Annotated in this window: 9 protein-coding genes and 1 pseudogene; 2 read left to right on the top strand and 8 right to left on the bottom strand. The window is 65.3% G+C overall.

What is annotated here, in order from left to right; genetic code table 11:
• Nucleotides 1-7 precede the first annotated feature (7 nt).
• The 4 genes from ACY34H_RS29460 to gluQRS form a co-directional block, all read right to left on the bottom strand.
• Entirely contained in the window at nucleotides 8-793 is a 786-nt protein-coding gene (locus ACY34H_RS29460; RefSeq protein ID WP_464980964.1) for an alpha/beta fold hydrolase, read from the bottom strand.
• 216 nt (nucleotides 794-1,009) lie between these two features.
• A complete protein-coding gene (locus tag ACY34H_RS29465; protein ID WP_464980965.1) occupies nucleotides 1,010-1,747 on the bottom strand; it encodes a PEPxxWA-CTERM sorting domain-containing protein in 738 nt (245 codons plus the stop codon).
• Nucleotides 1,748-2,076: 329 nt separating this feature from the next.
• A complete protein-coding gene (locus ACY34H_RS29470; RefSeq protein WP_464980966.1) occupies nucleotides 2,077-2,466 on the bottom strand; it encodes a hypothetical protein in 390 nt (129 codons plus the stop codon).
• A 154-nt stretch (nucleotides 2,467-2,620) separates the two neighbouring features.
• Nucleotides 2,621-3,538, bottom strand: a complete 918-nt coding sequence (gluQRS, locus tag ACY34H_RS29475; protein ID WP_464980967.1) for a tRNA glutamyl-Q(34) synthetase GluQRS — start codon at nucleotides 3,536-3,538, stop codon at nucleotides 2,621-2,623.
• 105 nt (nucleotides 3,539-3,643) lie between these two features.
• Here gluQRS and ACY34H_RS29480 point away from each other — a divergent pair, with 105 nt between their 5' ends.
• Complete coding sequence (locus ACY34H_RS29480) at nucleotides 3,644-4,546, top strand: hypothetical protein (protein ID WP_464980968.1); 903 nt, start codon at nucleotides 3,644-3,646, stop codon at nucleotides 4,544-4,546.
• Between the two features lie 90 nt (nucleotides 4,547-4,636).
• Nucleotides 4,637-5,755 carry an acyltransferase family protein gene (locus tag ACY34H_RS29485; protein ID WP_464980969.1) on the top strand — a complete coding sequence of 373 codons (1,119 nt, stop codon included), beginning with the start codon at nucleotides 4,637-4,639 and terminating at the stop codon, nucleotides 5,753-5,755.
• On the opposite strand, the gene ACY34H_RS29490 is transcribed toward ACY34H_RS29485, so the two are convergent.
• The 4 genes and pseudogenes from ACY34H_RS29490 to ACY34H_RS29505 all read right to left on the bottom strand — a co-directional run.
• Nucleotides 5,745-6,926: an MFS transporter gene (locus tag ACY34H_RS29490; protein WP_464980973.1), complete on the bottom strand. Its 1,182-nt coding sequence runs from the start codon at nucleotides 6,924-6,926 to the stop codon at nucleotides 5,745-5,747. The genes ACY34H_RS29485 and ACY34H_RS29490 overlap by 11 nt on opposite strands.
• 164 nt (nucleotides 6,927-7,090) lie before the next feature.
• Nucleotides 7,091-8,074, bottom strand: a complete 984-nt coding sequence (locus ACY34H_RS29495; RefSeq protein ID WP_464980970.1) for an LLM class flavin-dependent oxidoreductase — start codon at nucleotides 8,072-8,074, stop codon at nucleotides 7,091-7,093.
• 88 nt (nucleotides 8,075-8,162) lie between these two features.
• A complete protein-coding gene (locus ACY34H_RS29500; RefSeq protein WP_464980971.1) occupies nucleotides 8,163-10,427 on the bottom strand; it encodes an ATP-binding protein in 2,265 nt (754 codons plus the stop codon).
• A 491-nt stretch (nucleotides 10,428-10,918) separates the two neighbouring features.
• A pseudogene (locus ACY34H_RS29505) lies at nucleotides 10,919-12,346 on the bottom strand (IS1182 family transposase); the annotation flags it as partial.
• Nucleotides 12,347-12,391: the final 45 nt, after the last annotated feature.

Genomic DNA, 12,391 nt, shown 5'->3' on the forward strand with positions numbered 1-12,391 from the left:
GCAGGGTTCAGGCCACTTTGGCCAGGAACGCGGCGAGTTCGCGGTTGACGTCGGCCGCATGACTGAGCGGGGCCATATGGCCGCCGGGTGTCTGCGCGCTGGTGGCGTGGGGCAGGGCGCTGGCCAGCCGGGTGGCGACGGCACGGGTGGAGGCGGGGCCGTCGCGGCCTGACAGCACGAGCGCCGGCACGCCGATCACGGCCATATCGGCCAGCGTGGCCGGTTCGCCGAGCAGGGCGGTGAAGTCGAGCCTGACCTTGGCGACCTGCGCGGCGAAGCGTTCGCGTACCGGTGCGGGCAGTGCCTCGAAGGCGCCGGAGCCGTTCCAGTAATCGATGAAGCGGCGCGCCGCCTGTTCCGGCGTGGCGGCCGCCTCGATCGCGGCGATGACGGCGGCGACTTCGGCGCGGCCGGTATCGCTTTCGTCGAGCAGGTGGAAGGCGACCGGTTCGAACACGGCCAGCGAACGGATGCGGCCCGGTGCCGTGCGGGCCAGCCGCAACGCGGTGGCGCCGCCATAGGAATGGCCGACCAGGTGGAAGGGCTCATCCGGAGCCAGTTGCGCCGCCAGCGCGGCCTCCACGGCCTGGACCTCGTGGGCAAGCGAGAAATCCGCCTGCATCGCTTCGTCCGGGAACGGCGCCCGGCCGTAGCCCAGCAGGTCGAGCGCGATGAAGCGGTAATCCCGTTCGTGCGCGGCCATCAGCGCGGCCCACTGGCTGCGCGAACTCATCGAACTGTGCAGCAGCACGACGGCGGGGCGGCGATCGGGGAGCGTAGCGGCGGTGGACATGGTTCTCTCGCGGTATCGGCAAAGCGCGCATTATAGAGCCGCCGCTCAGGCGAGCGATCACGCAAAAAGACGACGATGCCAGTCAGGCGATCGTCGTCCGGATATTCGTCATGCGCCGGCGTGTGCGGCCGCGCCACGCCGGTGCCGGGTCAGCTGTTGTTCAGCGCTGGTTCAGCTGTAGTTGCAGCTGTAGTTGCAGCTGACATGCAACTGGCCTCAGGCCTGCTTGCGCCGGCGGGCGAAGGCGCCCACCAGGCCCAGGCCGGCCACCATCATCGCGTAGGTGCCCGGTTCCGGCACGGCGCTGACGCTGATATTGTCGACGGCCACGTCGAAGTCGGTGAAGCCGTACATGTAGCCCGGCTTGTAGGTCGTGAACGCGATCTCGTCGACGCCGGCCAGCACGCTGGCGAACGTGCGGTCCTCCGGCAGGTATGGCGTGCCGTCGGAGAGTTCGGCGCCGTAGCCGCCCCAGCCCGACGGCAGGCCGATGGCCGACGTATCGCCGATGGTGACGGAGAAGTGCTTCCAGCCCTCGTTGGAAGCATCCAGCGTGCCGACCGTGTACCAGACGCTGGTGTAAGGCAGGCCATTGCCGGCGTTATCGTAGTCACGCAACTCGAGCACCAGGTCACGCGTGGTGTCCTGGCCGAAGAAGCTGACCTGCTGCGTCAGCACGTCGATGCCGAACGTGACGGACGACGTGGCCGTGTAGTCGCGCACGAATTCGGCGTTCGTGCTGTTGGCGAACGTGATGCCGAAGTTGTTGATGATGGTGCGGTAGGCCGGTGCGTCGTTGCCCAGGCTGGTGTCGATGCCGGAGCCGCCGACGCCGTTCAGGGGCTGCGTTCCTTCCCAGCCTTGTGTGCCGGAAGAGAAATCCGTCGTGGCCGCGGCGGCGCTGCCCGCGGCGAAAGCCAATGCCAATACCAAGTATGCCTGCTTCATCTTCATGTGCATTCCTTATCGTGGTTGATTAAGCATCCTGCCGCGGCCGGCAGTTCCGGCACGGTCGACTTTTGGTCGATGCGGCGAAGCCATTCTCGGCAGGCCATCACCATGTGTCAAAGGAGAAACATGAATTATTTGTAACAAAGTGCCGTGCTTATACGGCTGTGTTCGGAGGGGAAGACGAGCGGGCAAATAAACTCTGGTAGCGCTAGCGCAAATGATGAGGAATACCGCTATGTGGAGCCGGGCGCTGCGCTGCGGCGGTGGCTGGCGCGGCCGGCAGCCGCAGTGACTTTATTCGTGCAAGCCGGAGTGTGTCTCCGGCACCACGGTCAATCCAGGCTGGCCTGGCGCAACGACACAGTCTTGTCGTCCAGTTCCAGCTTCAGCCGGGCGGCCTTCAGCGTGGCGACGTCCACTTTCGGCGGCGTGCTGACGAGCTGTACCTTGGCACGCTGGCGATGGTCGACTTCCGCCGGGGGCAGCGTGAAATATTCCTTCACCACCTGCGGGCGCCCGTCGACGAAAGCTGGCGTGGTGGCCACGGCACCGTCGGCGGAAGCGGTATCGGCGGGCACCGATTCGACGATGGCGCAGGGCTTGTCCGACAACATCGTTGCGCCATTCGGATCGATGCATTTGTAGATCTGGTCGTTGGCCACGGCTCCCGGGCCAGCCAGTACGGCCAGTCCGAACGCGGCGGGAATGATGAAGCGGCGCATGGTTCACCTCCTGTTCAAGCAATGGAGGCAGTGTGCGCGCGGCGCGCGCGCGGGTCTGTTCGCCAACCCACGGAGGTCCGGAGGACCAGTCCTACAGCCGCGTGCGCTGTTTTCCCGGCCGCATGCCTTGGGCGGGTATTCCGGCAGGGCTGCCTCAGAGACGGCCGTGTTCCCGCAGCAGGCGCTCCCAGGCCGGCACGGCGGCGTTCCAGAAGGCGGGAATGGTCTCGGCGGCGACATGCAGGCCGAGGAAGCGCGCGGCCGGTTGCAGGCTTTGCGCCAGCAATTGTTCCGGTGCGGCGCCGTTGTCGAAGGCGGCGGCCCCGGTCTGTTTCGACAGTTTCTCGCCATCGGCATTGGCGACGACCGGCACGTGCAGGTAACGCGGGTGAGGGACACCCAGCAGCTCCTGCAGGTACAGCTGGCGGGGCGTGGAATCGAGCAGGTCGGCGCCGCGGACGATGTCGGTGATGCCCTGCGCGGCGTCGTCGACGACCACCGCCAGCTGGTAAGCCCAGAAACCGTCGGCGCGGCGAATGACGAAATCGCCGACTTCGGCCGTGATGTCCTGCTCGACGCGGCCATGCCAGCGGTCGTCGAAGCCGATCACCCGCGCAGGGTGGCTTGGCGTGCGCAGGCGCAGCGCGCGCGGCGCCTTGCCCGGTGCCAGGCCCGCGCGGCAGGTGCCCGGGTAGACCAGCATGGCATTGTGCGCCAGGCCGGAGCGCCCCTGCAGGTGAAGCTGGGAGTCGGCGATCTCCCTGCGCGAGCAGCCGCACGGGTAGACATGCTGCGCCAGTTGCGCCAGGGCCGCCTCGTACAGGTGTTCGCGGCGGGTCTGCCACGTCACCTCGCCATCCCATGCCATGCCGCAGCGGCGCAGCGAGGCCAGGATGTGCTCATCGGCGCCAGGCACGTTGCGGTCGCGGTCGAGGTCTTCGATGCGCACCAGCCACTGGCCGCCGTGCACCTTCGCGTCGAGGTAGCTCGCCATCGCCGCCACGAGCGAGCCGAGGTGCAGGGGACCAGTGGGGGAGGGGGCGAAGCGGCCGATGTAGGAACTGGATTGCATGATTTGCTTTGGCGGACTGTGCATAGTTGAGTCCGTTTGATTTATATCAATTGTAGCCTTATCGAGGCCGTGCCATGGTGTTCGCTTTTGACCGGGAGTGAAAACGTGACGACGAATACATTCAGAACGAAAGTGCGGGTTACCGCCCGCAACATCAAGGGCGATGGCAAGCACTCGATAAAGTCAAAAAAGTCGGAAAGCGCCAAACCCTGGAGTGTGGTTGCCGGGGCCGTCACACTGCTGAGTTTGCTAGGTGTAGCCGGGGCCTTGCTGGGGTACGGCGTCGCTGTAGCGACTCAGGCTAAGTTTGCCATTCCGCACGAAACCCTGTTCACGTCACCTTTCGAACTGATTGAATTATCCGTTGCAGCGATCATGCAGTTCTTCGAGCGTTTTTCAACGGTCGAATTATTGCGGGACCTGTACGGACCAATGGTGGCGGACATGCTGCCGACAACTGGAATACTGGCGGTCCTTTGGCTTCTGATTGCAGCGGCCATTGCATTCCGCAAACGCGTGATTGTCATATCGGCGTGGCTGTCCGCTGGTTTGAAGCGTTGGGTGTCGGAGAAAAAGGACCAGCGGACTCCGCTCTATAACTGGATCGTGCTCTCATTGAAGGGATTGGGAGTTGTCGCAGTGATCTTGCTTGGGATGCCTTTGGCCATGTGGGCCATGCTGATGGTGGTGCTGACAGCGTTGTTTCTGCTGTCCATGCTGCCGTTGCTTGGCATGAGCTCCGCAGGGCTTTACCTCGACAAGTATGTGATCATGCCGGAACACTGCGCACCTCTGCGTAGCCGGGCGAACCTAATGAAGCCTGGGGTGGACAAGAAACCGCAGCCCTACGCCGTTTGCGTCAGTGTCGAAAACCCACGGCTAGCACCGGCGGTAGGCCGCTTGGTATTCGCAACGAGTAGCGCGGTCGTACTGTTCGATCCGATCAAGGGCACAGTCACACGGGTACCGGCAAAGGACGCGAGAATCACCCTGATCGATCGCCTTTGAGTGCTGCCCGAATTCGAGTAGCGCACCGTAATGGACAGCGGCGCTGGCGTGCTCTATATTCGTCGCTCGTCCATACTCGCGGAAGGCAGGATGACCCAACCCCGTTTGCTCTCCCTCGACGCCTTTCGCGGCTTCACGATCGCCGCGATGCTGCTGGTGAATAATCCCGGCGACTGGGGCAACCTGTACGCGCAACTGGCGCACGCCGCGTGGCATGGATGGACGTTCACCGACTGCATCTTCCCGTTCTTCCTGTTCATCGGCGGCGTGTCGATGACGCTGTCGCTGGGGCGGCAGGCGGCCGCCGGCGCGGACAAATGGGCGGTGCTGGTGAAACTGTGGCGCCGCGCGGCGCTGATCTTCGCCATCGGCCTGTTCCTGAACCTGTACCCTGCCTTCGATCTTGCGACGGTGCGCATTCCCGGCGTGCTGCAGCGGATCGCGCTGTGCACGGCGCTGGCGGCGCCCATCGTCGTGTACTTCGGCTGGCGCGGCCAGTTGGCGTGGATCGCAGCGCTGCTGGCGGCGTACACCGCCGTGATGCTGTGGTTGCCGGTGCCCGGTGTCGACGGCGTGGTCGCCGCGGGTGTGCTGGAGAAAGGGCGCGATGCGGCGTCGTGGATCGACCGCATGGTGCTGTCGGGGCATATGTGGGCGGCGTCGACAACGTGGGATCCGGAAGGCCTGTTCTCGACGGTGCCGGCGCTGTGCAGCCAGCTGTTCGGCGTGCTGGCGGGGCACTGGCTGGTGGCACGCGCCGACAGTGGCGAGCGCACCGTGTGGCTGCTGCTGGCCGGGCTGGCGTTCGTGCTGGCCGGCACGGCGCTGGACGCGGTGCTCATGCCGGTCAATAAAAGCCTGTGGACGCCGTCCTTCTGCGTGCTGACCACCGGCTGGGCGCTGCTGGCGTTCGGCGCGTTCTACTGGCTGCTCGATGCCGCGCCGTCCGCGGCGCTGCGGGAACGCACCGCCACGCTGGCGCGGCCGTTCGTCATCTTCGGCATGAATGCGCTGTTCATCTATGCGCTGTCCGGCCTGGTGGTGAACACGATCGGCTATTTCGGCTGGCATGCGGCGATGTATGCGCCGGTCGCGGCGCTGCCGCTGGCGCCGAAGGCTGCATCGCTGGCTTACGCGCTGGCCTTCGTGCTGGCCATGTTCGCCGTCGCCTGGGCAATGTGGCGGCGGCGCTGGTTCATCAAGGTGTGACGGCCCGCATCGGCCGTGGCTCGGTGGCGAACACCAGCAGCCCGGCGGCGGGGAACAGCAGGCCGGTCATCAGCACGCCCTGCCAGCCATGGTGCGCATACATCCAGCCGCCCGCCGAGGAGCCGAGCGCGCCGCCCATGAAGAAGATCGCCATGTACAGGCCGTTCAGGCGCGAGCGCACGTCGGCACTGAGCGCGTAGAGCGCCCGCTGCCCGGTGACAAGGCTGGCGGAGACGGCGCCGTCGAGCACGATCGCGACGACCACCAGCAGGCCCAGTTCGAACACGCGGCCGCCATGCAGCAGCAGTGGCGCGGCGAGCGACAGCACGGCGGCCGCCAGCGCGATGGCCGTCGTCGAGCGGGACTTGCCCTGGTCGGCACGGCGGCCGGCGAGCGGCGATGCGAGGGCGCCGGCCACGCCGGCCAGCGCGAAGATCGCGATGCCCGATTGCGACAGGCCGAACGCAGGGCTGGCGAGGATCAGCGGCACGGTGGTCCAGAACAGGCTGAAAGCACCGAACATGCAGAACTGGTAGGCCGAACGGCGGCGCAGGATCGGCGTGGTCTTCAGCAGGAACCACAGCGATGCCAGCAGCGCAGGATAGGTATTTTGCTGCGTGGCGCCCGCATGCGCCGGGTCGCGTTGCGGCAGGCGGCGCTTGAGTACCAGCGCCAGCCCGGCCATGACCAGCGCCGAGAGCACGAAGATCGCGTGCCAGTCCAGCGCATCGGCGACGAGCCCGGATACGGGCCGCGCCAGCATGATTCCCAGCATCAGGCCGCTGACCACGGTGCCCACCGTCTGCCCGCGCGTTTCCGGCTTCGCCAGGTGCGACGCGAAGGGCACGATGACCTGCGCCGCCACCGAGCCGAGGCCGATGCAGAACATCGCCGCCAGGAACAGCACCGCGCTGGTGCTGACGGCGGCAACGGCCAGCGCGCACGCGGTACCTGCCAGCGCCGTGACGATCAGCCGGCGGTTCTCGACCAGGTCGCCGAGCGGCACGATGAAGATCATGCCGAGGCAGTAGCCCAGCTGCGTGAGCGTGACGATCAGGCCGGCGGCCCCTGGATCGAGCCCCGTCGCCTGGCTGATCGGGCCGACCAGCGGCTGGGCGTAATACAGGTTGGCGACGATCAGGCCGGTCGCCGTTGCCATCAGCCACACCATCGCGGCGGAAATATCGTGTTGTTCTTGTTGTTTCGTGTGCACTGCAATTCCTTGTTGTTACTGATAACGCATATTGCCCAAAACCGGAATCGGATCCCGTTTTTGGGCAATATTTTCAGCCGGTACTTTTTGACAGGCCCTGGGTGGGTTCCAGGGCCGGAGCGCTAGCCGCGCAGGATGTCGCCGAGGATTTCGTAGGAGCGCAGCCGGGCGCGGTGATCGTGGACCTGCGAGGTGACCATCAGTTCGTCTGGCTGGGTGCTGGCGATGAAGGCGTCCAGCTGGACGGCGACGGTGGCGCGGGAGCCGGTGGCGGTGCAGGAAAGCACGGAGTCGAGCATCGCGTTTTCCTGCGGGCCGAGGGTGGCGCGGTAATCCGCCTGGGGTGGCGGCAGCTTCGACGGGCGGCCGGTGCGCAGGTTGACGAAGGCCTGCTGCATCGACGTGGCGAGGAACTGCGCTTCGTCGTCGGTGTCGGCGGCGAATACGTTATAGCCCAGCATGACGTAGGGCCTGGCAAGCTGCGGCGAAGGCTTGAAGTTGGTCCGGTAGAAGTGGATCGCCTGCATCATCATCTGCGGCGCGAAGTGCGAGGCGAAGGCGTACGGCAGGCCGAGATGGGCGGCGAGCTGGGCGCCGAACAGGCTCGAACCCAGGATCCACAGCGGCACCTTGGCGCCCTGGCCCGGCACGGCCAGCACGCGCTGGCGCGGCGAGTCGCTCATGTAATCCTGCAGTTCCAGCACGTCCTGCGGGAATTCGTCGGCATCGGAGCCCAGGTTGCGGCGCAGTGCGCGCGCGGTGGTCTGGTCCGAGCCGGGAGCGCGGCCCAGGCCCAGGTCGATACGGCCGGGGAACAGCGCTTCCAGCGTGCCGAACTGCTCGGCGATCACCAGCGGCGAGTGATTGGGCAGCATGATGCCGCCGGCACCGACACGGATCGTGCTCGTGCCAGCGGCCACGTGGGCGATGACCACGGCGGTGGCGGCGCTGGCGATGCCCGGCATGCCGTGGTGCTCGGCCAGCCAGAAACGGTTGAAGCCCCAGCGCTCGCCGTGCTGCGCCAGGTCCAGCGTGTTGCGCAGCGATTCGCCGGCGTGGCTGCCTTCGGCGATCGGGGAAAGATCAAGTATGGATAATGGAATCATCGGAATTTACGAGGGCCGCGCCACGATATCAACGCAGCCCTGCCTTTCATGCAAAGTTTCCGCTTGCAGCGACGCCGGGTGGTATTGCTCAAACGGTGTCGTGCATTGTGTCACGGCTGGCGCGTTCCTGCAGGAGGGCGCGCAGCTGGGCGGGCGCCAGCGGCTTGACGATGTGCCGGTGGAAGCCCGCGGCCTGCGAGTTTTGCTGGTCCTTTTCCTGGCCCCAGCCGGTGACGGCGACCAGCATGCAGTCGCGCTGGCGCGGGTCGGCGCGCAGCCGGCGTGCCAGTTCGTAGCCATCCATGCGCGGCATGCCGATGTCGAGGAAGGCGATCTGCGGTTCGAAGCTTTCCGCGCTGCGCAGCGCGGACAGGCCGTCGTAGCACACCGTGACCGTTTGCCCGGCCGCGATCAGCAGTGTGCGCAGCGTGTTGGCGTGGTCGATATTGTCGTCGGCCACCAGCACGCGCAGGGGCGACAGCGGCGCCGCGCCGCCATCGTCGACCTGCGCCGGCAGGGCCGTGCCGAGCGTGACCGGCAGCTCCAGCGCAAACGTGCTGCCCAGGTCCTTGCCAGGGCTGGACGCGCTCAGCGTGCCGCCATGCAGTTCCACCAGCCGGCGCGCCAGCGACAGGCCGATGCCCAGCCCGGCCTGCGCGCGGCCCAGCGAGCGGTCGGCCTGGAAGAAGATGTCGAAGACCTGCGGCAGCACGTCGGCGCCGATGCCGATGCCGTTGTCGCTGATCTCGATCCGCACGCGCTCCGGCCCGTGCAGGCGGACGGCGTGCAACGCAATGCGCCCGCCGTTGGGCGTGTACTTGGCGGCGTTGTTCAGCAGGTTGGACAGCACCTGCGCCAGGCGCGTCGGGTCGCCATGCAGCGCGACCGGCTCGTCCGGCATGTTGACCGACAGCGCATGCCGCCGCTGCGCGATCAGCGGGCCGGCCGTTTCCAGCGAGTGCGTGACCACGTCCTGCAGCACGATCGCCTCGGCACGGATGCCCAGCTTGCCGGTGGTGATGCGCGACACGTCGAGCAGGTCGTCGACCAGGCGCACCATCTGCTTCAGCTGGCGGCCGATGATGTCCAGCACGTTCGGCGGCGGCGGCTTGCCGGGCCCGCCCAGCCGCATGATCTCGAGCGCGTTGACGAGCGGCGCCATCGGATTGCGCAGCTCGTGCGCCAGCGTGGCCAGGAACTCGTCCTTGCGCAGGTCGGCGGCCTGCAGCGCTTCCTGGGCCGCGCGGCGTTCGCGCAGTTCGTTGTCGGCGCGGCCGCGCGCCTCGTCCAGCGCGGCGGCGGCGCGCACCAGCGAATCGGCCACCTGCTGGGCTTCGGAAAAATCCACCACGGCCGGCTGCACGTGCTGCCCGGTGCCCAGCGCGGTGGCCGGCCCGATCAGCGCCTGCACCGAGTGGGCGATGCGCCCGCCCACCAGCCATGCCATGGTCAGGCCCAGGGCCAGGATGACCACGGTGGCGATGATCAGCGATTCCAGCGTGCGCATCAGGCCCGCGGCCAGGTTCGCATGGGGAATGCCGAGCGTGACGCTCCAGCCGGACTTGACCGAGCGGCTGTACAGCATCACGACCGGGTTGCCATCGACCGTGGAGCCTTCGAACGTATCCTCGAGCTGGCGGCGCATGCGCTCGACCAGGTCGGGCGCGGGCAGGGTGCCACGGTAGCGCTCGATATCGACGTTGCGGGCGACGATGCGCAGGCTGCCATCCAGGATCGCGGCGCGCCACGTGGCGGGGATCTGCTGGTCGCGCAGGATCCCGCCGAGCGCAGCCGGCAGCACCTGCGCCGCCAGCACGTAGCGCACCACGCCGCCGCGCATGACCGGCACGCCGACGGTGATGGTCTGGCCGCCCGTGCCCGCGGCCGTCAGCCCGGTCACGACCGGTTGCGCGGTGCGCATCACATCGCGCAGCAGCGCCGCATTGCCGGGGGCGACCGGCACCGCCGACGCCGCGGTATTCATCAGCTGGCGCCGGGTCTGCGCGTCGTACAGCACGATTTCGGTGATCGGCAGGATCGCGTGGACGTTGGTCGCTTGCCGGCGGAATTCTGCGATATCGGTGTCATCGATATCGTCGGACACCGACAGCGCCGACAGCGCGGTGATGACGGTGTCGAAGTCGCGGTCCACCACGGCAACCATCGAACGCGCCGTTGCCATCGCTTCGCCCAGCAGGCTGGCACGCTCGACGCGGTAGTGGTCGTAGATCAGGAAGGCCGACACGATGGCTGCGGGCAGCACGCAGCTGAGCACCAGCAGCGCCAGCCGGAAACGGATGGTGGGCAGGCGCGGGTGTGTATGCGGCGGTAGCTGACCGGGGCTTGTCTGCACGAAATGTGGAGGTGCGTGTACACTCGTTAATAGTTCTATCAAGTTACCATAAGCTTGCGCCCGGTGACAGCGGGCAATGTCCCGAAGCGGTCCTGTTGCGTGAGCCACCACGATTTTTGCCGACATGACGATGCTGAAAATAGCTCTACTGTGGCAGGCTAATAGAGTTCGCCACAAACTAATAAAGTTCGCCACAAAACAATAATGTTCGCCACAGCGGTCGCGGTGCCTGGGGTGCGGACATGGGTAGCGCGCCAGCGTCTTGCCCTGCCAGCAATAACCTTGTTGTATGAGCCATACCCGCCGACCGCTTTCGGCCCAGACTGTGTAAAAACTCAGAAATGGATAGATGTGATCAGTCTGCACCCGGCCGCTGCATTTCTGCGGTTTGAAGGGGCGCTACATGAGCTATTCCCACCTTTCGAGCTCGGCGACTGAACCAGTAGGGTAACCGCTGCAAACGCACGTTGTAACGCCCGTAAAAGGGCATATGCCCTGACTGCTTCGATCATGCCATCGACACCAAGTAACGTCATCAAGCGCTTCAGGTTATAGGCGAGCACGTGCAGGCTCATCTCGGCCTTCACACGCTCGAGTCCTTTTGTCAGGAAATGCGTGGCGCCCATCCATGACTTGATCGTCCCGAAGGGATGCTCGACCGAGCAACGCCGGATTCGCATGGCGTTCGGATTTTGTTCAAGACGCTCCTGCATGTCGTCAAGCACGTCCTGGTGTTCCCAGCGCGTCACCCGGCGCTCCTGGCTCGACGTGCACTTATCCTTGAGCGGGCAACCCTTACAGTTCGAGCTCCAGTAGCGATGAAGCGTCATGCCCTTTTCAACGCCGGAAAATCGCCAGATCAGGGATTGACCAGCTGGGCAGCGGTACTCGTTCTTCTCCCGATCGTAGACGAAATCGGCTTTGTCGAATCGCCCGTCGGCCTTGGCATTGGACGTCTTTGTCGCTGGCACTACTGCAGTGATGCCGGCTTGGCTGCATGCCGGGACTTCCTCGCCTTTGAAGTAGCCGCGATCAGCGATCGCAGTTAGCGTGGTGGTCCCGATTGCAGTGCGGGCCTTCTTAGCCATCCTTGACAGTTGATCGCGGTCGCTGCCGATATTGGTTACCTCGTGCTCGACGATCAGGTGGTGCTTGGCGTCGACCGCGGTCTGGACGTTGTACCCGACGATGCCCGAGCCTCGCGTCATCATTGAACGGGCATCCGGATCGGTCAGCGAGATCTGCGTTTCGCCAGTCGCTTCCAGCTTCGCTTCGATTTCCTTAAGGACAGCCATCTGCGACTTCATCGCCGCGATCCTGTCGTTCAGCCGGGTGCTGCGCGCTTGTTTCGTCGCCGGTTCTTGCCTGTCAGCCGTGTCCAGGTCTGCCAAGTAACGACCGATGTTGGCCTCGATCTCTTCCATCCTGCGCTTGAGCTTGGCCTGCGTGAAATTGCGATCACTGCTGTTGACTGCCTTGAACTTGCTGCCGTCAATTGCGACCATTGCATCGGCGAACAGGTCCAGTTGTTGACACAGTACGATGAACTGCCGGCAGACATTGCGAATCGCCTTGCCGTTGTCCTTTCGGAAGTTGGCAATCGTTTTGAAGTCCGGCGTCAGCCGCCCCGTCAGCCACATCAGTTCCACATTACGTTGCGCTTCACGCTCAAGCCGCCGGCTCGACTGAATGCGGTTGAGGTAGCCATAGATGTAGAGCTTGAGCAGTACTGCTGGATGGTAGGACGGTCGTCCCGTCCTGGCCGGCTGCACACGCCCGAAGCCGAGTTTTCCCAAGTCGAGTTCTTCTACAAATACATCGACCACGCGAACCGGATTGTTCTCGGCCACGTAGTCGTCCAGCAGCTCAGGCAGCAACGTCCCCTGTCCTCGGTCTTCACCTTCAATGAAGCGCTTCATCTTGCACCCCGGTTGATGAGATACTCACCCAACGTTTACCGAACT

It is taken from the genome of Pseudoduganella sp. jia 9 (genome assembly GCF_055502615.1).